Source organism: Enterocloster aldenensis (assembly GCF_003434055.1).
Classification (GTDB): Bacteria; Bacillota; Clostridia; order Lachnospirales; family Lachnospiraceae; genus Enterocloster; species Enterocloster aldenensis.
Genome location: NZ_QVEX01000008.1, coordinates 38,219 through 64,144 on the forward strand (window position 1 = coordinate 38,219; position 25,926 = coordinate 64,144).

At 49.5% G+C, this 25,926-nt stretch carries 15 protein-coding genes; 2 read left to right on the top strand and 13 right to left on the bottom strand.

All coding sequences use genetic code 11. From position 1 onward, the window contains the following. From DWX59_RS16560 to nrdR, 12 genes are all read right to left on the bottom strand, one after another. Complete coding sequence (locus DWX59_RS16560; protein ID WP_117560332.1) at positions 1-936, bottom strand: RnfABCDGE type electron transport complex subunit D; 936 nt, start codon at positions 934-936, stop codon at positions 1-3. Between the two features lie 15 nt (positions 937-951). After that, positions 952-2,277 (bottom strand): electron transport complex subunit RsxC, encoded by a 1,326-nt coding sequence (gene rsxC, locus DWX59_RS16565; protein ID WP_117560333.1) that lies wholly within the window; start codon positions 2,275-2,277, stop codon positions 952-954. Positions 2,278-2,462: 185 nt separating this feature from the next. After that, complete coding sequence (locus DWX59_RS16570) at positions 2,463-4,358, bottom strand: ABC transporter ATP-binding protein (protein WP_117560334.1); 1,896 nt, start codon at positions 4,356-4,358, stop codon at positions 2,463-2,465. After that, entirely contained in the window at positions 4,355-6,100 is a 1,746-nt protein-coding gene (locus DWX59_RS16575; protein ID WP_117560335.1) for an ABC transporter ATP-binding protein, read from the bottom strand. The genes DWX59_RS16570 and DWX59_RS16575 overlap by 4 nt, the downstream gene beginning before the upstream one ends. Continuing rightward, positions 6,101-6,637, bottom strand: coding sequence for a MarR family winged helix-turn-helix transcriptional regulator (locus DWX59_RS16580; RefSeq protein WP_117560336.1), 537 nt, complete (start codon positions 6,635-6,637; stop codon positions 6,101-6,103). A 341-nt stretch (positions 6,638-6,978) separates the two neighbouring features. Beyond that, positions 6,979-7,605 (bottom strand): flavodoxin family protein, encoded by a 627-nt coding sequence (locus DWX59_RS16585; RefSeq protein ID WP_117560337.1) that lies wholly within the window; start codon positions 7,603-7,605, stop codon positions 6,979-6,981. Beyond that, complete coding sequence (locus tag DWX59_RS16590) at positions 7,602-10,775, bottom strand: DEAD/DEAH box helicase (protein ID WP_117560338.1); 3,174 nt, start codon at positions 10,773-10,775, stop codon at positions 7,602-7,604. The genes DWX59_RS16585 and DWX59_RS16590 overlap by 4 nt, the downstream gene beginning before the upstream one ends. A gap of 28 nt (positions 10,776-10,803) precedes the next feature. After that, positions 10,804-12,627 carry an arginine--tRNA ligase gene (argS, locus tag DWX59_RS16595; RefSeq protein ID WP_117560339.1) on the bottom strand — a complete coding sequence of 608 codons (1,824 nt, stop codon included), beginning with the start codon at positions 12,625-12,627 and terminating at the stop codon, positions 10,804-10,806. A gap of 98 nt (positions 12,628-12,725) precedes the next feature. Further along, positions 12,726-13,283 carry an elongation factor P gene (efp, locus tag DWX59_RS16600; RefSeq protein ID WP_117560340.1) on the bottom strand — a complete coding sequence of 186 codons (558 nt, stop codon included), beginning with the start codon at positions 13,281-13,283 and terminating at the stop codon, positions 12,726-12,728. A gap of 137 nt (positions 13,284-13,420) precedes the next feature. Next, a complete protein-coding gene (gene aroE / locus DWX59_RS16605; protein WP_117560341.1) occupies positions 13,421-14,809 on the bottom strand; it encodes a shikimate dehydrogenase in 1,389 nt (462 codons plus the stop codon). Positions 14,810-14,927: 118 nt separating this feature from the next. Further along, a complete protein-coding gene (locus tag DWX59_RS16610; RefSeq protein WP_117560342.1) occupies positions 14,928-15,434 on the bottom strand; it encodes a YqeG family HAD IIIA-type phosphatase in 507 nt (168 codons plus the stop codon). 23 nt (positions 15,435-15,457) lie between these two features. Next, complete coding sequence (nrdR, locus tag DWX59_RS16615; RefSeq protein ID WP_008724885.1) at positions 15,458-15,910, bottom strand: transcriptional regulator NrdR; 453 nt, start codon at positions 15,908-15,910, stop codon at positions 15,458-15,460. Positions 15,911-16,079: 169 nt separating this feature from the next. On the opposite strand from nrdR, the gene aroD reads away from it, so the two are divergent. Further along, positions 16,080-16,838, top strand: a complete 759-nt coding sequence (gene aroD, locus DWX59_RS16620; RefSeq protein ID WP_117560343.1) for a type I 3-dehydroquinate dehydratase — start codon at positions 16,080-16,082, stop codon at positions 16,836-16,838. Positions 16,839-17,386: 548 nt separating this feature from the next. After that, the gene (locus DWX59_RS29035; protein WP_207660439.1) at positions 17,387-17,677 is read left to right on the top strand and encodes a hypothetical protein; all 291 of its coding nucleotides are present in this window, start codon (positions 17,387-17,389) and stop codon (positions 17,675-17,677) included. 261 nt (positions 17,678-17,938) lie between these two features. On the opposite strand, the gene DWX59_RS16625 is transcribed toward DWX59_RS29035, so the two are convergent. Next, positions 17,939-25,918 (bottom strand): OmpH/Skp family outer membrane protein, encoded by a 7,980-nt coding sequence (locus tag DWX59_RS16625; protein WP_117560344.1) that lies wholly within the window; start codon positions 25,916-25,918, stop codon positions 17,939-17,941. Between the last annotated feature and the right edge of the window lie 8 nt (positions 25,919-25,926).

Here is a 25,926-nt window from a genome sequence, read left to right on the forward strand (position 1 = left end):
TTACCTGCCCTCCTTTCCAAATGCCTTGGGAAGGGTGATTTTTTCAATCAGCGGCACAAGGATGTTGCTGATGATGATTGCATAGGAAACGCCTTCCGCAGAACCGCCGAAAATACGGAACAGTCCGGTGAGCACGCCTAAAAGGATACCGAATGCAATCTGCCCCTTTGGCGTAATCGGGCTGGTCACATAGTCGGTGGCCATAAAGAACGCGCCAAAGATAAGTCCGCCGCCGCACAGATGGGCCAGGATATAATTCACATCCAATCCATGTCCCCCAAAAAGGGCTGCAAATACAACAACCGTCAATATGTATGCTGCCGGGATACGGATGGAGATTACCTTCTTAACCAGAAGATAGGCAGCGCCTGCCAGCAGGGCGATGACCGATACCTCACCGATGGTTCCCGGGATGTTGCCCACGAACATGGCAGGGATATCCACTGTCCCGCCGCTCTTAAGCACGGCCAGGGGCGTTGCCCCGGAGATGCCGTCAAAGCCGCTGTAGCTGAAGTTGGTCATCTTGCCTGCAAAGGAAATCAGAAGGAAACATCTTGCTGCCAGGGCCGGGTTCATGAAGTTCTGTCCCAGGCCGCCGTAGAGCTGCTTAACCACGATGATGGCAAATACGCCGCCCAGGGCCGGTATCCATACCGGGATTTCCGGAGGCATGTTCAGCGCCAGGATCATACCTGTAACCAGGGCGCTGCAGTCATATAAGGTATTTGGCTTCTTCATCAGCTTTTCATACAGGTATTCGCTGAGCATACAGGCCGCAACCGTGACAATCAATACTAATAATGCATGTAAGCCGAAATGATATACGCCGAACGCAGATGCAGGCAACATGGCAATGGCCACATCCAGCATGATGCTGTGGGTGGTCTCATGGCTTCTCACATGCGGGGATGACGATACATTTAATAATTTACTCATTTCTTAAGTCCCCTCCTACCCTTTCTTCCTGCGGTTAGCCGCAACCGTCTTGCGCATTTCCTTAAATGCCTGTGTGAGCGGACGCTTAGCCGGACATACATAGGTGCAGCTTCCGCATTCCATACACTCCATACCGTTTAATTTCTCAAAGGTGTCACAGTCATCCCTCAGGGCTGCCTGCATCATCATCACGGGAATGATGTGGCTTGGACATACGCTGACACACTTGCCGCAGCGTATGCACGCAGAAGGCTCCATCTCAGCTACCTGGTCCTTTGTGAAGCAGGTCAGTGCGGATGAAGTCTTGCTTACCGGTATATCAAGGCCAAACAGCGCCTGTCCCATCATGGGGCCTCCGGATATGATTTTCTCCGGCTCTGTCTTAAAACCGCCGGCAGCTTCCAGCAGTTCCTGGTAGTTGGTTCCCAGTTTTACATTAAAGTTCCTGGGGTCTGCCACCGCATCGCCGGTAACGGTAATGATCTTGCGCATCAGAGGGGTTCTTTTGCACACTGCCATGTAGATGGCAATCACGGTATCAATGTTATCCACAATACATCCTGCATCAGCCGGAAGCATGGAGGAGTTGACCTTCCTGCCCGTGACAGCATAAATCAGGGAACGCTCGCCGCCCTGAGGATACTTTGTGAGAAGGGGGCAAACAGTGATACGCGGTTCGTCCTTAACAAGTTCCGTTAAAATCTTAATGGCCTCGGGCTTGTTGTTCTCAATGCCGATCACGCCCTTTGCGTTATCAAACAGCTGCAGGATTACCTTTAAGCCGCCCACAATCTTCTCGGGCTCTTCCAGCATCATGCGGTAATCGCTGGTAAGGTACGGTTCACACTCAGCGCCGTTTACCAGTATGTACTCAATGGCATTCTCGTCCTTGGGGGTCAGCTTGACATGCGTCGGGAAACCTGCCCCTCCCAGACCTACAATACCTGCTTCTTTTACAATACTACGGATTTCTTCCTTGGAAAGCCCGGAGGGATCCCTGTCCTCCCCCACTCCTTCAATTGTCTTATATTCCCCATCATTTTCCACGATAATGGAGGGTACCATTGCCCCGTTTGCCATACGTCTCGGCTCAATGGCTTTCACTGTTCCTGATACGGAAGCAATGACATTGGCTGATATGAAACCGCCTGCTTCTCCAATCTTCTGGCCAGCCAGTATATGGTCCCCTTTTGCCACCAGCGGTTTTGCAGGTGCACCGATATGCTGTGACATAGGATACACCAGATCGCCCTTTGGCATCAGAACCTGTACCGGTTTGTTTTCTGACAGCTCTTTTCCCTCATACGGATGGATGCCGCCTATAAAAGTCGCCAAACCCATGGATTCTCTCCCTCTTTCTTTCATAATATTCCTTTGGCGGCAATGCCGCCGGTAAACGCCGGAATACGGGAAGAGCTGCCTGGTCCCTTCCCGAATTCACCAACTTAGTATAGCATAAATATACATTGTATACAATACAGAATTTAATCGTTATTTTTTTAATTTATATGTTAATTTCATGGCAATTAATCCAGTTCTTTCATGCCCGTGTACAATTCATAGTACCGCCCCCTCATGGCCAGAAGTTCATCATGGCTTCCCCGCTCAATGATTTCCCCCTGTTCCAGGACCATGATGGCATCGGCCCCGCGTACCGTTGACAGGCGGTGGGCAATGACAAAGGTGGTGCGGTCAGCCATGAGCCGGTCCATGCCGCGCTCAATATGCTTTTCCGTCCTGGTATCCACGGAACTGGTGGCCTCGTCCAGTATGAGCACCGGGGCCTTGGAAATGGCTGCCCTGGCAATATTAAGAAGCTGCCTCTGGCCCTGGCTTAAATTGGCCCCGTCCCCTTCCAGCATGGTATGGTATCCCTGGGGAAGACGCATGATGAAGGAGTGGGCAAACGCGGTCCTGGCTGCCTGGATTACCTCTTCGTCCGTGGCGTCAAGCCTGCCGTAACGTATATTCTCCATGACGGTGCCTGTAAACAGATGGGTGTCCTGAAGCACCATGGCAATGTTCCTTCGCAGCCCATCCCTTTTCATGTGCCGTATATCCACCCCGTCAATGGTGATGGCGCCGGACCGTATATCATAAAAACGGTTCAGCAGGTTGGTGATGGTGGTTTTGCCGGCCCCGGTGGAACCCACAAAAGCGATTTTCTGCCCCGGCCTGGCGTAAAGGTTAATATCCTTAAGGATTACCTTATCCGGCTCATATCCAAAGTACACATGGTCAAGGACCACATGGCCTTTCATGGGATCAGGGACCACTGCGTCCTCATGGTCGGCCGGCTCCGGCTCCTGGTCCATGACCGCGAACACCCGCTGGGCCCCTGCCAGCGCCGAGAACACATTGCTCACCTGCATGGAAATCTCGTTTATGGGGCGGGAAAACTGTCTGGAAAAATTGAGGAACACCGTAAGCCCTCCCACGTCAAATCCCCTGAGCACACACAGCAGCCCGCCGATACAGGCTGTCAGTGAATAATTGATCTGGCTTAAACTGCCCATGACCGGACCCATGATGCCGCCAAAAAACTGGGCCCGTATCTGGTTGTTCCTCAAATCCCGGTTGAGGATCCTAAATTCCTCCTTTGCCGTGTCCTCATGGCAGAACACCTTAACCACCTTCTGTCCGGTCACGGTTTCTTCTATATAACCGTTCACAGCCCCAAGGGATGTCTGCTGGGCCGTGAAATACTTCTGGCTCCGTCCGGCCACAGCGCCGCCGGCCTTCATCATGAGCGGTATGAGGATTACGGTAACCAGGGTCAGTATCACATTGGTATAAAGCATCAGGGCCAGGGTACCCACAATACTTAAGGCGCCGGAAAACAGCTGCACCAGGGTGCTGCTTAGCATCTGCCCGATGGTGTCCACGTCATTGGTAAATCGGCTCATCAGGTCCCCGCTTGAATTGGTATCATAGAAACGGACCGGCAGCTTCTGCATTTTCCCGAACAAATCATTGCGTATTTTCTGAAGTGCATTCTGCGCAACGGTCAGCATGATCCTGGCCTGGGCGTAGTTTGCGATGACGCCTGCCACAAAGATCACGGCCAGGGCTGTCAGCGCTTCAAAAAGCCCTTCCGGATTGCCAGGCCTTCCGTCAGGTGGGGCAATGAAGGTATTAATGATGGGCCGCAGCATGTAGGATCCTGCCAGGGTTGCCGCCGTGTTCACGATAACGCAGAAAAAAGCAAGGATCATCCTTGGTTTATCCTCGTTCAGATAATGCATCAGGCGGACTATGGTCTGTCTGCTCCCCCGTGGCATCCTCCCGCCCGGAGAAGCCATCCTGGCAGCCCCGTGGCGGCCTCCCATGGGGCCTCTCTTTGGCGCGGAGGCCGGTGTGCGCCCATAGCGGCGTTTCAGACTTTCTATTGTATGCTGTTCTCTTTCATCCTGTCCGCTCATGAAGCGCCCACCTCCTCTTTTTCACGGTCCCTCTGGGAGTAATAGATTTCCTGGTATGCCCCGCAGCCCTTGAGCAGCTCCTCATGGGTGCCCTGGCCGATTATCCGTCCATCGTCCAGTACCAATATCAGGTCTGCCTCTTCCACTGAGCCAATTCTCTGGGCAATGATGATTTTGGTGGTATCCTTTAACGTGGTACGGAAACATTCCCTGATTTTTGCCTCGGTGGCAGTGTCCACGGCGCTGGTGCTGTCGTCCAATATGAGGATTCTTGGACGTTTCAGCAAAGCCCTTGCAATACAGAGCCTCTGCTTCTGACCTCCTGATACATTCACGCCTCCCTGTCCCATATCCGTATCATATCCATTGGTGAAGGAGGTGACAAACCCGTCTGCCTGGGCGCTTGCCGCCATTTCCCGTATCTCTTCCTCCGTGGCGTCCTCCTTGCCCCAGCGCAGGTTTTCTTCTATGGTCCCGGAAAACAGGACGTTCTTCTGCAGGACCATGCCCACGCCCTGGCGCAGGTTCCTCAGGGAATATTCCCTTACATCCACCCCGTCCACCAGGACCTGGCCCTTTGTCACGTCATACAGCCTTGGGATCATCTGTACCAGGGAGGTCTTGCCGCTGCCCGTGGAACCGATGATGCCCACGGTCTGTCCCGGTCTTGCTGTAAAGGATATGTCCTCCAGGACCAGTTCATCCTCACTGCCCGTATAGCTGAAATCCACATGCCTGAATTCCACCCTGCCCTCTATCACCTGTAGTTCCTTATGGGATGCGTGGTCGTCCTTTAAGTCAATCCGGGTGTCCATGACCTCATTTACACGCTTTAAGCTTGCCATGGCCCTGGAACTCTGGAGGAATACCATGGAGAGCATCATCAGCGACATGAGGATCTGCACGATATAGGTGGTAAATGCAGTCAGGTTTCCCACAGGCATGTCCCCTGCAATGATGATATTTCCCCCATACCACACCACAGCCAGGGTGGTGATGTTCATGGCCAGCATCATCACGGGCATGGTTGCTATGACAATCTTCATGGCGTTCAGGCTGGATTCCTTTAAGTCCTGGTTCATTTCCCTGAATCTATCCTCCTCAAAATCCTCCCGGACAAAAGACTTAATCACACGCACATTGGTCAGCGCCTCCTGGATTCCGGAATTGAGGCGGTCCAGCTTTTCCTGCATCCTGGTAAACCTGGGAAATGCGGTCCGCAGTATAAGGGCAATGGCCAGGCTCAAAAGCGGGATGACCACCAGTATGACAACGGCCAGCCTGGCGTTCATGATGAATGCCATGATAAGGGCGCCCACAAACATGCCCGGGGCCCGGAGCATCAGGCGCAGCCCCATCATGATTACATTCTGGATCTGCTGGATGTCATTGGTCAGCCTGGTGACAAGGGAGCCGGTGGAATAGGTATCAATATTTTTAAAGGAAAACTCCTGTACCTTGGCAAACAGGTCCTCCCTTAAATCGCTGGTAAAGCAGATGGATGCCTTGGCCGAGAAATAAGCGCCGCCGATTCCCCCCACAGCCATCACGGATGTGGTGAGCACCATGATGGCCCCAATGGTCATGATATAATGGATATCCCGCTCCGCAACCCCGTTGTTAATGATAAGGGACATGAGCTTTGGCAGCATGATCTCGCCAAATACCTCTGTGAGCATCAGCAAGGGGCCTATGATGAATGCGCTTAGATATGGAGTCATATATTTTTTATAACGCTTCACTTAGTTCTCCTCTCTTTCCGTTTCAATGGGATTGTGTCCTGCTTCTATTGGGCCGTGTTCTGTTTCAATGGGACCGTCTTTTAAATCCTGGTCCAGATTGCCGTAAATCCGGTCCAGCAGATTCCCCAATACATCCATATCATGTTCTGAAAACCCTTCAAACATACAGCGTTCCAAACGTTGGAATATCAAAACGCTCTCCTCCACCACTTTCCTGCCCTTTTCTGTGATGCATATCTGGTTGCAGCGGTTATCATGCTGGTCCACCAGCCGATTAATATAACCGCCCTTTTCCAGCTTCTTAAGTGAGACAGCCATGGTGGCCCCTGACACACCGTACATTTCAGCCAGGTCCTTCTGGGAAACATTCGGGTTATGGGATGCGAACATAAGGATCTGATGCTGGCTGCGGTACACACCGGTTCCCTCCAGCCGGTGCTCAATCACACTGCGGTGCAAACGTGTTACGCGGATATACTTCTCAATAAGCCGGTGCTCCGGTGAGTCAAAGGGCCATCTGGATTCTGGTTCCTTCATGGGATGATTCCTCCTTTTCCATTGTATCTGTTTATGAATAGACGGCTGCTTTATGATGGACTTTTTTGTAATCAGTCCGTTTATGGGCAGCTGGTCGTTGGATAGCTGGTCGTTGATTAGCTAGTCATTGGGTACCTGGTCATTGGGCAGCGGGTCGTTGGGCAGCTGATAGATGATTAGTTAATTGATAGTTAGCTAATTAACCATTAGCATAGTATAACGCAGTTAGGAAAAAAAATCAAGGGTATCCTTGGGGAATCCCCGCCTTTCCCTGAAGGAAAGGAAAAGACAGGGACCGCACCCCCATGGTCGCGGCCCCTGCCATAAAAATCCACTATCAGCTACCGTATGAAATTCGTCCTCTTCTTTTCCTTTTCCATATCCGGCACAGCGATTCCCGATGCCTTCCCTGCCTCAATGGATTGTAGCAGCCACGCCATGTTGCGGCCCAGTACCCGCATGATCTGAAGGCCTTCCTCATCCTTTTTCACATCTTCCGGACATCCTCCGTGTACCATGTTCCAGTACTGGGAAGACACCACAGGCATCTGTGAAATCATGAAATACTTATTCAACTGGTCCAGGGTGGCCGTGGTGCCTGCCCGGCGGGCGGATGCAACTGCTGCTGCCGGCTTATGGGCGGCATATGCGCCGCCTGAATAGAAGAACCGGTCCAGGAAGGAGGTGACGGCGCCTCCCGCAGACGCATAGTGCACCGGGGAGCCAACAATGAGTCCTTGGGATTCCTTCATCTTTTCCACTGCCTCATTGACCTTGTCTTGGCTATAAATGCATCTTCCCAGCTTGGAGCAGGCGCCGCAGCCCATGCAGCCGTGAACCAGATCTCCGCCGACATGCATGATTTCCGTCTGGATTCCGGCTTTCTCAAGTTCTCCCGCCACCTCCATGAGCGCTGTGTAGGTACATCCCTTTTCATGAGGGCTTCCGTTTAACATCAATACTTTCATTCCTCTACCTCCTGGGTTACTATGTTCAGGATATCTTCCTTGGTCAGGCTGCCAAAACTGACCGTGCCTTCGGTCACGATCTGGTCCGCCAGATATTGTTTGGACTCCTGAAGCTTTAAGATATTCTCTTCTATGGTATTTCGTGTAATGAGTTTATAGACCGTAACCTGTTTTTCCTGGCCAATCCGGTGGGTCCTGTCCGTGGCCTGGTTCTGGGCCGCCACGTTCCACCATGGGTCATAATGGATGACAATATCAGCCGCGGTCAGGTTAAGGCCCGTGCCCCCTGCCTTCAGGCTGATCAGGAATACAGGGACATCATCCCGCTGGAACTCTCCCACCATCCGGATCCGCTCTTCCTTGGACGTGGCCCCCGTAAGCTTGTGGCTGGCCACGCCTTCCTTTATGAGTCTCCTCTCAATCAGTTCCAGCATGGATGTGAACTGGGAAAACAAAAGGATCTTGTGCTCTCCTGAGATACCCCTGCGGACCAGGTCCATACAGGTTTCCAGCTTTGCAGATTCACTTTTATAATTCTCATAACACAGCCGCGGGTCGCAGCAAAGCTGCCTCAGACGCATAAGCTCCGCCAGTATCTGAAGCCTGCCGTCCCCTGTTTCGGCAAATCCCCCTGATTCCAGCTTTTCCTTCAGTTTCACGGCATTGGCTGCATACAGTTTCTTCTGCTCCCCCTCAAAGTTTGAATACACCACCTGTTCCAGCTTGTCAGGAAGCTCCTTCAGCACATCCTTCTTCACCCTCCTGAGCACAAACGGGCCGATGATGCGCCTCAGCCTTATGAGGGCATCCTCATCCCCGTCCCTGACAATGGGATTCTCAAATTCCTTTTTAAAGTACTGGCTAGCGAACAGGAATCCCGGCATCAGGTAATCAAATATGCTCCAGATTTCACTGAGCCGGTTCTCCACCGGTGTCCCTGTCAGTGCAAAACGGGTCCTGACATCAATGGCCTTGACTGCTTTAGCGCTTTGGGTGGCCGCATTCTTGATGTACTGCGCCTCGTCAATGACCTGATAGCGGAAATGGATGTCCTCATAGAACCGGATGTCGCGTTTAAGCAGGTCATAGGAAGTGACCAGAACCTGGCAGCCGTCCCCTGTTCCTCCTGATAACTGCTCCCGGACCGACTCAAGCCTTGCTTCCCTCTCCGGTCCGTTCCCAACAATGGAAAGCACCCGCAGGTCCGGTGCGAATCTGCCGATTTCATGCTCCCAGTTATACACCAGGGATGCCGGGCATATGATCAGGGATGGCTGCCGCTCCCCTGTCCCATAAGCGTCTTTAAGAAGCGTAATAATCTGGATTGTCTTTCCCAGTCCCATATCGTCAGCCAGTATGCCCCCAAACCCATAGCTGTCCAGTGTCTTAAGCCAGCAGTAGCCCACCCGCTGGTATTCCCGCAGCACGCCCCGCAGGCTCTCCGGCACAGGATAGTCGCTGTCCTCCACTGACTTGATTCCACGTACCATGGCCTTTAACATCTGGTCCCTGTAATATGCCACCCCCGGACTTTCCTTCATCAGGTGGTCTAGGTACAGGGCGCGGTAAGCAGGAAGCCTGAACTTCCCCTTCTGCAGGTCTTTCCGGCTGATCCCAAGGTCTGAGGCCATCCGGCCCACCGCATAAAGGCCGCCTTCTTCCAGCTTCAGGAACTGTCCGCTTTTCAGCCTGTAATACTTTTTCTTCTGGCTGTAGGCGGCCAGGATTTTGGACAGTTCTTCATTCTGCAGGTCCCCCATGTCCACAGACAGTTCCAGCCAGCCCGAGGATACCCCTGCCCCCACGCTGACCTTGGGGGACGGGACCACCTTCCACTGTTTCAGGCTCTCTGATATATAGACCTGGCCCACTAAGCGGAACTCCTCCATCCCCACGTCCAGGAGATGGTAAATGGCATCCTCATCTTCCTTAATCAGCAGCTTGATTCCCTCTGGGTCCCTGTATTTAAAATACTTCTTAATCAGCTGACTCACGCGGAACTCACCGGGCACATCCCTGCAGATGGTCTTAGGCAGGTTCTCATCCTCCAGAGGATGGAACACGTACCCGCCGTAAGAAAGCTCCGGTTCCATGAGAAGCTCCCCCTGTCCGCCGGTGTCAAAGCGGAAGGCCGCCCTGAGGGGTTCCGGTTCATACTCCCCAAAATCCACCTGTTCCAGGATTAAACGGCTGTAAGGACTTATATGCTTTACCACACGCTCATAAAAAAGAGGGATATCCTTCTGCCCAATCAGCACGTATCCCTCCCGCTCCTTGGATATCTGTTCCAGGAAAGGCCCTGCTGTTATGGTAAATGTCTCACTGCAGCAGTAAACCGTGTTTCCTGTTATGGCATAGAGATGGCGTTCCCCCTTGAAACAGGCGTTCATTCTGTTTGGCTGACCCTTTTTTTCCTGGGCAAGCCCCTCAAAGGAAACCTTCAGACCATCCCTTCCATACCTGGACACCCGGATGACCATGACCGGGTCCCCGTCCAGCACAGACATCCTTGCGCGCATCCCTCCTGCCAGCTGCACATCCATCTGCCGTCCGGTGAGCATACCGAAAAAGCGGTCCCTGTTCATACGGCTCAGGACAATGTCCCGCACAGCCTTCTGGTTCTCCGTCACCCCCAGGAGCAGGGACAGCAGGCCCTGGCTTTCCTTCGCAAAAGCTGATTTCTGATGATGGAACCCCAGATCCCTGCCATACTCCACATAAGTCCCGCTTTCCACTGCTTCCCTGAACGCGCCCAAATCCTTCAGCACATAAAAGCGGCTGATGCCAGCCTTAAACTCCAGCCGCATCTCCCGGCCGCTTATGATAAGGACCGGTTCCAGGCTCACCCGTCCGGCCTCATCCTCGGCCAGTATCTGGGCCACCTCCCGGTTGGTGTATTCACGGATCATGGTGTGGGCCTGGTTGGATGTATGGACGGGAGGCTTTGATTCTTCTTCCTTCTGCTGTTTATAATACGCAAAAAGGGCGTCCCCATGGGCACACATGCCCTTATAAGAATTGCCCTCTTTGCAGGAACAAGAGTAATCCTTTACACGGCCACTCCCTAAATATAAAGTTACATTATATGTCTTGCCCTGGTCTTCCACCAGGCCTTTCACACCAGCCTCTCCTTTCCAGAAGCTGCTGGTGTTCATCCTGACTATCTTCATTGGACTGACGCTTCCTTTCGGCGTTCCTCTACATGCGGTCCGGCGCCTCGATTCCCAGCAGGCCGATGCAGGTTTCCAGTACCCGCCTGGCAAGGGTTATAAGACCGATGAAGCTGTCCTTCCTGGCTTCATCCGGCTCTGTGAGAATCTTGGTTTCATGATAAAAGCTGTTAAATGCATTGGACAGCTCATAAATGTACTGGCATATCTTATGGGGAGCTGTCTCGGAAAAACCGGATTCCAGCACCTCATTGTATCTGGAAATCAGAAGCATCAGCGCTTTCTCCGAGTCATTGGCAGCCGGCAGGATGTCCTTCTCCAGTGCCTCTTCACTGACAATGCCGCCGTTTTCCCTGTATTTGTTAAGGATGGATTTGATTCGCACAATGGTGTAAAGGATGTAAGGCCCTGTGTTTCCTGAAAATGCGGTAAAACGCTCGATATCAAACACGTAATCCTTAACAGCCTGATTGGACAGGTCGCCGTACTTAAGGGCTGCCAGGCCCACGATGCCGGCCGTCCTCCTGGCTTCTTCCTCGGACACGGTGCGCTCTTCGTCTTCCATTATCCTTGCGTACACTGCTTCGTTAATCTCTGCAATCAGGGTCTCCAGGCGCATGACGCCTCCCTCCCGGGTCTTAAAGGGCTTGCCGTCCCTGCCGTTCATGGTGCCGAATCCCAGGAATATCATAGGTGTGTCCTGTTTTACGATACCGGCTTTTTTGGCAACCCGGAATACCTGTTCAAAATGCATGCCCTGGCGTTTATCCACCACATAAATATAACGGTCCGGATGGAAGTCCTGCTCACGCTCAACAATGGTGGCAAGGTCGGAGGTGGCATACAGGGAAGCGCCGTCGGATTTCCTTATGAGACAGGGAGGAATCTCCTTGGTATCTGTCTCCTCTGCCACATCCACCACAAGGGCGCCCTGGCTTTCGTAAGCCAGGCCTTTATCCACCAGCATCTGGATCATGTCCGCAATATATGGCTCCGCATCGCTTTCGCCCTTCCACAGGTCAAATTCCACATTCAGGTTGGAATAATTTTTCTTAAGATCCTCCACGGACACGGACATGATATGCTGCCAGATGGCCCGGTAGGGGGCATATCCCTTCTGAAGCTTCAGGGTCGCCTGATGGGCCCTTTCCTTAAACGCCTCATCGGTCTTTGACTTGGCGCTGGCAGCCGGGTAAATCTCTTCCAGCTCGCTGATGGTAAATGGGGCCTCGGCCGGGAACTCCCCTGCAAAGGCTTCGTCAAAGTATACCAGCCCTGGCTTCCTGTCCCTCAGCTCCTCAATAATCAGCCCCATCTGAAGGCCCCAGTCGCCCAGATGTACGTCCCCGATTGTATTATGTCCCAGGAACCGGCCCATACGCTTAATGCTCTCTCCAATGATTGCAGCCCTTAAATGACCCACATGAAGGGGTTTTGCCACATTGGCTCCGCCGTAGTCCACCATCACGGTCTCAGGCTTTGCCGGCGCTTCCAGCCCCAGCTTATCCGCCGCAGCCATGCCTTGCATATACTCAGCCAGGAACTGCCCGGACACCTTCAGGTTGATGAATCCAGGCATCACGGCCACTGCTTCGCTGAATACAGGATGGGCGCTGCCTGCCTGTGCACCGGACGCATCTGCACTTGCGCCTGTCAGTTTCTCCACCACTGCCGCGGCAATATCAATGGGTTTCTTCTTATATACCTTGGCCGCCGCCATGGCGCCGTTACACTGGTATTCACACAGGTCCGGCCGGTTGGACAGTACGACCTTGGCGAACTTTGCTTCATACCCGCAGGCTTCAAAAGCCTGTTTCAGTTCCTGCTCCATTAAGTCCAGAATTTTCTTCACAATCCACGTTCTCCTTTGCTCTAACATTTCCTTCCGGGAAAGCTAAAAGTGCCCCGGCTGACGCCGGAGCAATCTTTAAGCTCTTTTCCTACAGACCATTATACACGTGAAAGATACTCGCCGGTCCTGGTATCAATCTTAATCTTGTCGCCAATCTCCACGAATAAAGGTACGTATACGGTTGCACCGGTTTCCACAGTTGCAGGCTTGCTGGCGCCCTGTGCCGTATCGCCCTTGAATCCTGGCTCTGTCTCGGTAATCTCTAACTCTACAAACAGGGGAGGCTCCACGGAAAATACATTGCCGTTGTAAGAGACAACCTTACATACCTCATTCTCCTTAACGAACTTCAGGGCGTCACCGATGATATCCTTGTTCAGTGCAACCTGGTCGTATGTCTCCTGGTTCATGAAGTTAAACAGCTCGCCGTCAGCGTAAAGGTACTGCATGTCAACCCTGTCAATCCTTGCTGCCGGGAATTTTTCCGTTGGACGGAAGGTGCGCTCTACAACGCCTCCGTTGATTACATTTTTAAGTTTGGTACGCACGAAGGCAGCGCCCTTGCCTGGCTTAACATGCTGGAATTCCAATATCTGAACAACCTGTCCATCAATTTCCAGTGTAACACCATTTCTAAAATCACCTGCTGATATCATAAAGATATTCCTCCTTGAGTTCGTTCACGGCGCCAGACACAGCGCCCAATAAGTCTTTAATCTTTTATATTCTATACTATGTAGACATCATTTTCAAGGTTTTTTTTATTGGCAGTGTAAATTTCTCCAAAATTCTTCTATATCCCTGCCTTTTTATGGATTTCCTCTACAATTTCATCCACCTTCCGGCCATTTACATCCACAACTATATGGGAGGCCTTCACATAAACCGGACGGCGGAAGGACAGAAGTTCCCGGATTCTTCCCTCCACATCCTCCGACTGAAGCATGGGGCGGTCAGACACATCCCCTCCAATCCGCTCCATCACTGTTTCCGGCGATACGTCCAGATAGACCACACAGCCCAGCTGTTTTAGGAGCGCCCGGTTTTCTTCCCTTAAGGGAAGTCCGCCCCCAACGGATATGATGGCATGGTCCGTATGGGCCAGAAGCTGGTTTAAGACCCCTGTCTCAAGCTTTCGGAACGCATCCTCCCCCTGGGCGGCGAATATGTCCGCAATGGCCATGCCTGCTGCCTCTTCAATCCTCTGGTCCGTGTCAATGATGGGAAGCCCGTACTGTCTGGCATAGGCCTGCCCCACGCTGGTTTTTCCCGCTCCCATGAAACCAATGAGGATCAGGTTGCGTTTGGACCTGGCCCCGGCCAGCTGTTCCTCAATCAGCCGCCTTGCCATACATATGGTTTCATCGTCCACCTGCACCTGGGGATTCCACAGTTCATATGCAATGATTCCCTGGTACAGCAGCATATCCAGGCCATTTACCGACCTGCCGCCAGCTTCCTCCACCAGTTCCATGAACCTGGTCCTGGCAGGTGTATATACAATGTCCACACCGGTGTGGATCAGTTCGTAAAAACGCGGGTCCCCTATCACCGCCTGGTCCCCATTTGGATACATGCCCACGCTGGTGGACTGTACCGCCAGATAACCGGACCTTACCTGGGGCAGGCCGCCATACCCGTCAAGAGGCAGGGCCGAGGCTATGGCGCGGCCCATCAGCCCGTTGATGTAACCTGCCAGTCCCGCGGCCTTTTCCTGGTTCCGGTTCAGTATGTAGATGGATTTGGCGCCTCCCTTTGCCAGCACATAAGCAGCTGCCTTGGCAGCGCCTCCCGCACCGATAAGGATACAGTTTTCATTGCATATCCCGATTCCCGCCGTATCCAGGGCGCGTTTTAAACCTGCCCCATCCGTATTATAACCCTTATACCCATCCTGCACCCGCACCAGGGTATTGACAGCGCCGATTGCCCGGGCATCTTCATCCATATCCGCCAGGTACTCCATTACCCGCTGTTTATGCGGAACCGTCACGTTCAGTCCCAGGATATTCAGGGCAAATGCGCCTCTGACCGCATCACCTACCTTGTCATTCTCAACCTTAAACGGCACATACGCCAGGTTCACACCTGTGCGCTCAGCATAAAAATTCTGCATCAATGGGGACATGGAATGCTCCACCGGGTTTGCTATCAGCCCGCATACTCTTGTCTTTCCGTCCATTTTCCGTCTCGCTCCCTGCTGTTCATTCTATAATATATCACGTTCCGTGGTGTGTTTGATAATCCATTCCCGCCATACGTACGCCCTGATACGCCGTCCTGCCTCACACCGCCCTGCCTCACGCCTTCCTGCGGCGGTGCCTTTCGTAAAAATACAGCACCGGCTTTTCCAGGTACCGTTTCAGGACAATCTGTATCTCCTCTTTTGGATTGATGGGTTTGACTAAAATGCTCAGGATACCGGCCCTGTTGGCCCCATACACATCCGTAAACAGCTGGTCACCCACAAAAAGTGTGCTCCCCCTGTCCGTGCCCATGCGCTCCATGGCCTTCCCATAACCGGCTGTTCCTGGTTTCCCGGCCTTATAGATGTAGGCAGAACCCACATCTTCCGCAAAGGCCTTAACCCTTGGTTCCTTATTATTGGACAGAAGGCAGGTTTCCATCCCCATCTCATGAAGATGCCTGAACAGTTCCCTGGCCTGGTCATCTGCCGGCGCATCATGGGGGACCAGGGTATTGTCAACGTCAAATATGACGCCCCTGATTCCCTGGGCATGGTAGTGGTCATATGGAATCACATAGGCAGAAACCTCATACCGCTGTGGATAAAACATTTCCAGCATAATCCGCGTTAATCCTTCCTTGTCTACTTTTTAAGCAGTTTTCCAATCTCATCTATAAATGTGTTCACATCCTTGAACTCCCTGTATACGGAAGCAAAACGCACATATGCCACTTCATCCAGCATCTTAAGCTTCTCCATGACCAGCTCGCCGATGACAGAAGTAGGTACTTCCTTTTCCTCCATATTAAATATCTGGTTCTCAATCTCGTCAATCACCGTGTTGATCTGCTGGGTGGACACAGGACGCTTATGGCAGGAATGGATAATCCCGGCTTCAATCTTGGAGCGGTCATAGGTCTCCCTGGATTCATCCTTCTTTATCACCATCAGGGGCATGGTCTCCAATTTTTCATAGGTGGTAAAACGCTTGCCGCAGCTCTCACACTGGCGGCGCCTGCGGATGGAACTGTTGTCATCGGCAGGCCTTGAATCGATAACCTTTGTATCTGATTCGTTGCAATAAGGGCATTTCATCTCTTCAATACTTCCTTTCCTCTATTCACGGCTTTCGTGCTGCATTTATTTTAACCGAATCATCTATGAATCGCAAGGACTTTGTATTTATTTTCATATCCGTATGGACGAATCCTCCTCCCCGTTTTATAATAAGACCCATAGCAGAACAAAGAAAGGCTGGTTCCATATGAATATTGTGAAGATAAAAGATGTAATACTGGGGGAAGGGATTCCCAAGATATGCGCGCCTCTGGTGGAATCCGGCTTTGATTCCCTTATACGGGAAGCCGGACGTTTTACCACGCTTCCGGTGGATGTGGCTGAGTGGAGGGCTGACTGGTATACGGGCATACTGGACCCCGGCACCCTGGACATGGTGATGCCTGTCCTGGCCCGGACCCTGGGCAGGATCCCACTGCTCTTTACCTTCCGGACCCAAGGGGAGGGCGGGAACCTTCCTGCATCCGCGGCTGATTACCGGACCCTTCTTGAACGGGCCATCTGTTCCGGCTCAGCCGACCTGGTGGACATCGAGCTGTTCTCCGATGACCATACGGTCCGGGACCTGATTAAACTGGCCCATGCAAACAACGTGGGCGTCATCCTCTCCAACCATGACTTTACCGCAACGCCCGATGAAAAGGAGCTGTTAAAGCGCCTGGAACGCATGGACTTCCTGGGCGCTGATATTGCCAAGATTGCCGTGATGCCACAATCGGCCGGCGACGTCCTGACCCTTTTGTCAGCCACGGAAAAAGCATCCCGCACCCTTTCCTGCCAGGTCATTTCCATGTCCATGAAAGGCACCGGGCTTATCAGCCGTTTAAGCGGGGAGGTCTTTGGCTCCTGCCTGACCTTTGGATCTGCGGGCGGGGCCTCGGCGCCCGGACAGATTGATGTGGGGGAACTGCGCGGGATTCTGGAAACCATCCACAGGAACCTGTAACCCGGCCCAGCCGTGTCCTCCATGAATATTTCCTATGGCGCTTCCTATATGGAAGATACGGCTGCATGGACTGCCGGGTTCACATTTTTTTCACAAAAGTGTGAAGTCCTTTAAATACAGTGTATTTTTACTGTTTGTTACCCATTATGATACCAGTTTAAATAATTTACACAATTCCAACCTTTCCTTATGTAAATAGCAATTTAGAGTCCAAGGCCAATGCTGATACAGTGTCTGGATTATCCGCAGACCTGAACAATGTAAAGGAATCCCTGAATCCACTCAAAACAAGCCTTGTGGGAGACATTAACAATAATACCGCGGGAGTTGTCAACATAGTTGCGTGGGATTCCAATACGGCCAGCACCCCCAAGTCCACAGGAAACACTGCGTACGGCAATGGATTCTGCCTTACGTACAGCCTTGGTGATCAGTGGCTATGCCAATTGGCAATGGCGGTTGGCGACCCTAACCTATATACCAGATATAGGCGTGAGGGCGTTTGGAGTGGCTGGACAACGAAATGATTATTTTACGTGTTACTAATAATGGCACACCAATATACAGTTAACGCTGTCATGCTTGAAGGTAGTGTTATATCAATTATAAACGATGTTGCTGCTATTGATCGTACCCTGACTTGTGCGGCTGTGTTACTTGTCACAGGTTGTACTAAAACAATGGGAGCCTTCGAAAAAGATTTTCCAAAAGTTATAGTTTTCTGGGTCACACCTCCAGCCGTTAGCCCTGTATATGACACGGCACCAGAGGCTAAATCCGCGTTTGTGATAACCCTTCGCCAATCAGACCATCCAGGGTATACTGTATCATTGCCATAATACCAACTACGGATATATGATGTTGTGTGTTTGTTGGTTATGATGTCAAGTTGCTGAAAGCAGAAGTCACTACCATTATTAACAACGCGCAAAAATGACCCATTAATGTCTGATACTGGAAAGGTACCAGTAGTGCCAAGCGAAGGAAACAATTGAACTATACAATTTTTAAACAGATTATCTATATTATCTGTATATCTGTTTGCTCCAAAATTGCTATTTCAATCGATAAATGGCAGCATTTCTGCTGCCATCATCACACTAAGCCTTTTTCGCATCCTTAATCCAATTCCCCCAGTCTTCACTGTTATATAAGGCTTTTCCATTCACCTTCAAAAATTTCAGTTTGTTCTGTATGGCCTCATAGGATGCTCTATCCCTTTTCTTATATGCCTCTATCCATTCAGACTTATATTTTCTTGTGATAACAGATTTAAGTGTTCCTATTACATCCTTTTCCTTCTTTCCGGATTTAACTTTACTATCAACAATAGACCTTGATATCCTGTTAAATGTATCTAAGGATTTTGCAGTGTTATCAAACATCTCTATTGCATTTATTATATCTCCTGTGCCATATATACTCCACTCGCCCTCTTCTTCTGGTTTTCCGGTTAAAATCTCTCCATATAGTTCGTCCGGTTCCAAAGCAGCCTCTGCCTCCCAGTCAATATCATCACCAGTACTAAGCTGTGTCATCCTGGACTCTATGGCGGAGCCGATTAACTTCCCAGCATATCCTTCTACCATTAATTCATCTATAGCAGATTCATAGGTATCCAAATCCATTTCCATCTTAGCCTGGGCGGCTGCATCAATCCTTGGGTCTACATGGTCTTTCGATATAAGTTCTCCCTTTATGAGGGATTTAATCTTACTGCTGATTGTATCATTGTCAATCTCGGCTGCATTAAGGTCATCCTTGATTCTCTGCTGCAACTCTATATCGTTGTTCCTATGGGCTTCTATCATCATACCTACATATAGATTAAGGTTTTGTTTACTTCCTATATCATACTTCTGTTTCAGCCATTTGTAATCACTTGTTTCGCTTCCAAACGCATTTATAGCGGTATCCGCAATCGCCCCAGCATCCCTTACTATGCTATTTACCGGAACCCCTAATGTCTTACTCGCCATCCTGGTTGTGTAAATGACGACTTCCTGCGGGGTATATTTGCTACTACCATCCTGTAATTGCTGTATTCGCTTCCATGCATATCCCAAGTCATTAAATCCTGATAAATCTGCTCTGATAGGCGAATATCCTCCAATCATTGCGGACATGGCATCCTTACCCCAGGGAATGTTATTTATGAGATTGTATGAATCTAACATATTGCTTCGAAAACTTTCCCAATACTTGTCTACAAAGTCTTTGTCTCTATCATCATCCCTCCATGCATCTACAACAGAAGCAGCAAGTGCAGTACATGCTCCGGTCAGGAGGAATACCGCCCCCGCTCTTACTGCACGCTTTTTTGCCCCTGGGACTCCCATCCTTACATCAGCAGCCGCCCTATACAGCATATCATAAGTCTTTAATGGCTCAGCCATGAAATTTGTAGCCAGTCTATCCAATGCATGTCTACTTCTCATAATCTGTGTCCGGTGAAGCACTGAGTCAACAACCTGGGTCTTATCAACAATCTCACTGAATCTCCTTCCTACTTCTTGATAAAACGCCTCTGTCCCTTCCTTCAATTCCGGGTGCATATCCATACATTCATACTCGCAGGCCCTCCACAGCCTATTCCATGCAAGCTTGTCCCCAGCCTCTGCCAATATCATTGTCTTATTAACAAACCTCTGTTTACTGCTATCAGTGTTAAACATTATATCCTTCATTTGCCTGCTGGTATCCATACGATAAAAACCCCAGTCTTTCCATTGGGCAATTGGGGCATACTTGCATATAAGTTCCCATTGTCCTTTTCTGGTCATAGTCATGGCACCTTTTGAAAGGTATTTCGGTGATATCTCCATTGCTGCCCTTACATATGCAGTAGGCTGCTGAATGGCAACCCTAAGGTTACCGGCAACTGATGCTGCTTTCATGTTTGAGAGCAGCTTATCACCTATGCTTTTTTCTGAGTTGATGGTGCCATTAATATCCTCTACCAGCTTGTCAATATATTCCTGCCCTTTCTTTCCAAATGTGCGCTCAATTTCCTGCTTTATGCTTATCCCCCCTGCATCATTACGCATATCCTTATAATTAAATACTTTGTTCAGGTCTGATAAGGGTATTACATAGGCGTTATATGTACTCATATGGTCCACTTGCCTTGAATATACGTCAAATATGTCTTCAATAATGATAGGGTTATGAGCACCCTGGGTTGTGTTTTTGGTGATTCCCATATTCTTGATTGTGGATTTCCTATCATTCATCCTCCCCTGCCTCGTCTCGATATAATTCTTATCAGTTACGATTGGGAAGTAATTTCCGGCAGTGAATTTCTGATATCCGTACATCTCCATTGTGACTTCGTTTCCCCATTCGGCACATTCATTTCCCATAAACCTTTGTAATCCATCAGCTAATGCTTTCTGCTCTGGGGTCAATGTATTGATGATTGATTCTACATCCACCTCGCTTACCCTGACAGGACTAAAATTTTTATCAATTTTTGCAGGAATAAGCTTCCCCTTCTCAAACCGGGTATTGCTTAATCTCGGGGCATGTTTGATTCCACCATTTCTGTCATATATATGCCCTTTCGCCTGGTTACGTTTATTCAGTTCATATAATGACATGATTTCTGATACCGTTAACTCAATTGTCCCTCCTGAAGTCTGAAAACTTCTTGCTTTCGCATTTTGTCCAGTCCATTCACGCAATTCCTTGTATGTGATTCTGTTTTCCTTGAGGAGTCTATCCACATTGTCCTCTGCAATTTTTAATTTCAAGGTTTTACGGTTCAATCCATCCCGGAGTGAATCATAAGTCGATTTTACATTCTCTCCCATCATCCCAAACATTGTCTGGGGATCCAGCATATTATAATTAAGTAAGTTGTCTGCTCCTCCAATGAGATGTACATACTCTTCCCGATTTTTTCTCATCTTTAAATCATTAAATATGCCCTCTGCAAGGATACTTACCTCTCCTGATTTCTTGTTGCCTTTTAGACTGTTGGATTCTATTATGGCCTTTTTCATGGACAGGACAACTTTCTTCAGGTCCTCCATGTTGTATGCGTCCAGATTATCCAGTTTATCAATCCCATCGGTTTTATTTACCAGTCCTTCTATCCGAACCGCTAAATCCGGGTCAATTTCCACGAAACTCCCATCCTCCATAATTCCACCACTGTCTATAATTTTCTTGAACGCATCCTTTGCCTTCCCCCACTCAATCGTTCTTTGTGTTGGGATTCCATTATTATTCAATTCATTTGAGGAAAAATCAATATTGTTCAGGAATTGTGCAACCGTGGTCCTCAGTATTTCCGGTACATGCTTAGAATCTGTTGGCTTTAAGAGCCAGTTCTGCATTGTCTTAGACTCTTTTATGATAACCCTTTTTGCTTCTTTGGTTATCTGGCTTTCACGTATCTTCTGTATCTGCTCACGGTTTCTGCTTTGCATGGCTGCCATCTTCTGGTTTTTTTCATTTCTGAGCGCATCCATCTTTGATTTATAGTAATCCTTCTGTTCCCTCTGCTGGGCCTCTGACAGATTCCTATATGATTTTGCCAACTCCTGTACCTTATCCAGGTTATCCTTCCGAATCGTTTTCAGTTCCTGTTCATATTTCTGCTTTATGCTGCTCTTATATTCCGACATTTTCTGCGTATACGTCCGCTTTACCCGTTGTACCTCTGCCGCCTTACGGTCTGCAAATGTCGGCTTCTCGTTCCTTACATCAAAATATGACTGTAGTATATCCTGGCCTACAATGTAAGCCATCTCGTCCATGTTGGCGTGATATGGATTATTAACTTGTGCATCGGTCTGCTCAAGTGCAGATGCAATTGTCTGTAACTGGTCTGCCGGATGGGTTATCGAATCAGGAAACAGTTCCGGGTGCTGTCCGCTTAATTCCTGATATAGGCTGTCTATGGATATACCTTCACTTCCCAGCTTCATGCGGCCAAAATTACGTTTTCGAAATTCATTATAGCCGCCAGCTGCTGCGAGGTCCGCTTTGTCCTGGTCCGAAATCTTAATCTTGGTATTCTTTATCTGATTCCTCAGGTCTTTATATTGCTGGGCCAGTTCCGTATCGACCTGCTGTGATTTCTTCAGGATGCTTTTGGCAATGTTCGTTGCCGCTTCGGTTACTTCCATCCCGTCCACCTGTTCTGCGCTTCTGATGTACTCATACAGTCTATCAAGGTTCTTATGTAGGGTTTCCTGTTTATAGGTACTGTTATAATCCTTCAACAACTTTCTTGCTACTTTTCCTACATCCTCTTGCCTCACCGCACTCTTGGATGTGAGTTCAAACTGTTTTTCCAGCAACTTTTTAGCTTCTTTTAACATCTGGTTTTCATATATCATGGCATCCAGCCGTCTTTTCGTTACGGACTCATCCACATCTTCCAACTGATATTTGAGGTTATTGCGGTCCTGTCCATCCTTGACATTTAACAGCCTATCAAATATACTATAGACAGATGGATGATTAGCTTCGCCGGGCAAGCCCCCAGTTTTGGCGGCCCCGGTCTTGAACGAAGCTTCATCCATCTTTGTTGTATGGACTTCGTGAAGGTACATTCGATTGCTTTCATCTACTTTCACAACACACAATTCGTAATAATCCCCTTTGTATTCCCCTGATTCTATGTTTATCTTTGCACCTATTACCGCCGAATCATAACCTCTTTCCTTCCAGTTTTTTGAATAGTTCAATACCTTCCCATTTTTTAATACCTCCGGTACCGACTTGAATGTCATGGATTTCAGGCGGCCCAACCCATGGGCTGAATCATCCTTGAATGAGCGGTTGTTTATAATGATATCCCCGACTACATCATTATGGACCAGGTTCCCGAAGGAATCGAAATATTCCCTTACCTGCTGGCCTAAATTCTTATCCCCTTTCATAAACTCATTTCCTTTAAGGCTGATTACTGGCTCCATATCCACTACGATACCATAATTTTCTTCAATCTTCTGGTCGGTTACCTGGTCCGGATTTTCGAGGACATACTTACTTTTTCCCTCACCCTCCAGTTCCATTCCTGATTTATACCGTCCTCCAGCCTCATCAATACCTGCCAGCCAGGTTTTTCGGCATTCTTCAAAGTACTCCAGATTTTCTTCCAAACCCTTTGCCGCTTTCCTGGTGCTTCCGGTCTGTATGAGTTCCTTAATGGCCTCTATCACGTCTGTAAAGAAATCAATTACCTTCTGAGCCAGGTTTACATCATCGTGTACCACACTATTTATGAAATCCGGATCATTCAGAAACTTCTGGGTTGCATCTGCGGCGATTTCATCCATGGCCTCTGCGCGGCTCAGTTTCTGCCCTTCCTTCTCATACGCCGCTATGTAGCTGGATACCATATCCTCAATATCCACGCCCTCAGATTCTGTTATAGCCTTTATGCATTTATCCTGATATATCTGATACGCATCTGATGCATATTCCTTAATAAAATGCGTCAGTTCATGGGATACTGAGCCGTTGAAATCGTTTGAATTTACAGATATGGTGATACGTCCTTTCTCATAGGACGCCACAGCACCTCCTGGCATTTCATCCACCAAGTTAATCTGCAATCCTGTAATCTTTCCTATGTGGCTTGCAACCTTCTTCTGCGCATCTGAGGCGTTTTCAGAGACAGTCCCCAGCCCGCCTTCCTTTGGCGCTCCCTGTACCATCCCACGCATCTCATATGTTTCCGGATCATATCCAATCTCTGAATTGCGGTCATGCGCACCGGCTTTATATGCCTGTGCAAATTGCTCCGGTGACAGGATGATTGCAGCCTCTGCCCTGCCTGGCCCTTTTGGCTCCATGTTATACCGTCCTGCATTATATGCCTGTGCGAATGCCCGGTAATAGCTTGGTAAATCAGTTTCATTGTCATACGCGGTCTTAAAAGCCTGCTGTCCTTCTTTTCCGTACACCTCTGCCCAGGCATCCAGTTCCCCTTCCGTATACTGCACCTGCGGTCCAGTGAGATCATCCATTTTATCGTGGATTTCTGTCTGCGGTTCCGACCTCGTATAAGGCTCATATTCTGCCTTTTCATGCTCAGGCTGGTATTGTTCGGCTTTGTATCCACTCCCGTCCTGCTGTTCATTCTGTGAGGTTATATCCGTTGTTTCACTGGCATTATTCTCTAATACACTCTGCTGAAGCTGCTGTAATCTGAGGTCATATTCTGCCTTGTCCCTATTCGATATATACTCCTTATTCGCCTGCCTTGCAGCGTACTCCTCTGCCAGTTCCATAAGGTTAACTGCCTCCTGGTAGTCTGACTCATTGGCATAGCTTTCTGGTGATATGTCTAATCCTTGCGCATAATCACGATAATCTACATCCAGGCTCTTTCCATAATCATTCATGGCAACATTGTTCGCGATTGCACCAGGTGCATTCATCACTCCGGCTGTAATTGCTCCCAAAGCAAAATCTTCCCATGTCTGCGGATCCTTCAAGTCCCCGGCCAAATCCAGTTCATCACCATAGATGAAATGCTTCCTCAAGGATTCTGTGAGGTCCTGTGTGGCCTCCTGGGTCCCTTCTGAGAGCATATCGGCTCCATATCCTGCCGCTCCCAGGACGGCACGTTTTACAGCTGGATTCTTTGCCAGGGCGTTGGATACTCCCTGTTTAGCTGCCTGTGCAACCCGGCTATTTCCAAGGGCTTTCTTTACCACTCCGCCTCCCAGATATCCGATTCCTCCTAAGAGCCAGTTTGTTACCATTTCATCTGCCGCAGTCAGGGCTGCATTTATCTGTGCTCCTTTTACTGGTCGGCCTTCCATGATGTCCTGTCGATATGTCTGTCCTGCCGTCTGGGCTGCCATTTCAGTGCCTGCCACTGTTAATCCTTTCCCCAGGAAACCTGCAAGTTTTCCTCCTATCCCTGCCGCATTTCCTGTTGCTCCGGCTCCCAGACTCGCGCCTGCCGTTGCATATGCCGCCATCGCAGATGGAGCCATGTTCCCGAGTGCGTTCGATGCTTTATATGCCCAGTTTTCAGGGCCGGATGCATCATTCAGCAGCATGCTTTGGTAGTATTCATGCTCTTTCGTGGTGTAATCCCTTTCTTTTCCCATAAACGCATCTGGCAATGCCTTTAATCCTTCTATCGCGCTTTTTGCCCCACCCTCGAAGGATTGAATCATATCGTTAGGAATCCTCACAACTCCAGGAAGACTTCTGTTTGCCGCGTATTCCTCTGCTGCCCCTCTATAATTTATTTCATTCTGAAGTGACTCCAGGTATAGGTCTGCCGTTTCCTTTCCCTTTTTCTCATAGAGATAATAATATCGGTTTCTTTCCTGGTCATTTAACAAAGCATTCCTTCTAAGCTTATTATTCGATGCGTCAAATCCGTTTGTGTATTTGACAACCTCATCATCCGTGAAACGCTGTTTACCAAAAAATCCCCGTGGTGCAAGCGGGTCACCATCCTCCTTCGCTTTCGCTATCATCGTATCATAATCATGCATCTGCTCAATATCATCATAAGATATCGGCTTCGCGAACGGAGGTAACGTGAAGCCATGCTTTGCCGCCTCATGGATTTCCTTCTCCCTTTTGTTGCTGGCTTCCTTCGCAGACCTCCCCATCTGTGAAAGCTGTTCACTGCTGGCCGATTCAAGCAGGTTATTGAGGCTTATATCCCTTTCCGGTTCTACCGTCTGGTCATTCCTCCACTCCGCGAATTTTTTATCCCTTGCCATCTTTCTGGCATTTTCCCTGTCTGCCCTGAAAAAATCCGTCTGTGACATGGAATGTGAATCCTGCACTGTATTGTTCACATCTGCTTCATGTTTCTTGATACGTTCCCTGGCATAATCCTCTGCCATCTGGGCTAAATGGCTTCTGTACAGTGTCTTCTCATCATTCCCATAGATGGAATATTGCCGTTTATCCGTCTTTTTGGTTTTTACCTTATCATATCCGGCAATCTGCTTTTTCCGCTTTTCAAGCATTCCTTGCACGTTTGAGGATATCTGACGCTGTGGTGCCGTATCTTCTCCGCTTATATCCTCGTATCCGGCAATTCCCCTTTCATGCAACAAAGTTTTTACCCTTGGTGATAATGCCATATACACAT

Coding starts and splice junctions, on each gene's coding strand:
- DWX59_RS16560 (WP_117560332.1), bottom strand. CDS start 936: ATGAGTAAATTATTAAATGTATCGTCATCCCCGCATGTGAGAAGCCAT.
- rsxC (WP_117560333.1), bottom strand. CDS start 2,277: ATGGGTTTGGCGACTTTTATAGGCGGCATCCATCCGTATGAGGGAAAA.
- DWX59_RS16570 (WP_117560334.1), bottom strand. CDS start 4,358: ATGAGCGGACAGGATGAAAGAGAACAGCATACAATAGAAAGTCTGAAA.
- DWX59_RS16580 (WP_117560336.1), bottom strand. CDS start 6,637: ATGAAGGAACCAGAATCCAGATGGCCCTTTGACTCACCGGAGCACCGG.
- DWX59_RS16585 (WP_117560337.1), bottom strand. CDS start 7,605: ATGAAAGTATTGATGTTAAACGGAAGCCCTCATGAAAAGGGATGTACC.
- DWX59_RS16590 (WP_117560338.1), bottom strand. CDS start 10,775: ATGAAGATAGTCAGGATGAACACCAGCAGCTTCTGGAAAGGAGAGGCT.
- efp (WP_117560340.1), bottom strand. CDS start 13,283: ATGATATCAGCAGGTGATTTTAGAAATGGTGTTACACTGGAAATTGAT.
- aroE (WP_117560341.1), bottom strand. CDS start 14,809: ATGGACGGAAAGACAAGAGTATGCGGGCTGATAGCAAACCCGGTGGAG.
- DWX59_RS16610 (WP_117560342.1), bottom strand. CDS start 15,434: ATGCTGGAAATGTTTTATCCACAGCGGTATGAGGTTTCTGCCTATGTG.
- nrdR (WP_008724885.1), bottom strand. CDS start 15,910: ATGAAATGCCCTTATTGCAACGAATCAGATACAAAGGTTATCGATTCA.
- aroD (WP_117560343.1), top strand. CDS start 16,080: ATGAATATTGTGAAGATAAAAGATGTAATACTGGGGGAAGGGATTCCC.
- DWX59_RS29035 (WP_207660439.1), top strand. CDS start 17,387: ATGGCACACCAATATACAGTTAACGCTGTCATGCTTGAAGGTAGTGTT.
- DWX59_RS16625 (WP_117560344.1), bottom strand. CDS start 25,918: ATGGCATTATCACCAAGGGTAAAAACTTTGTTGCATGAAAGGGGAATT.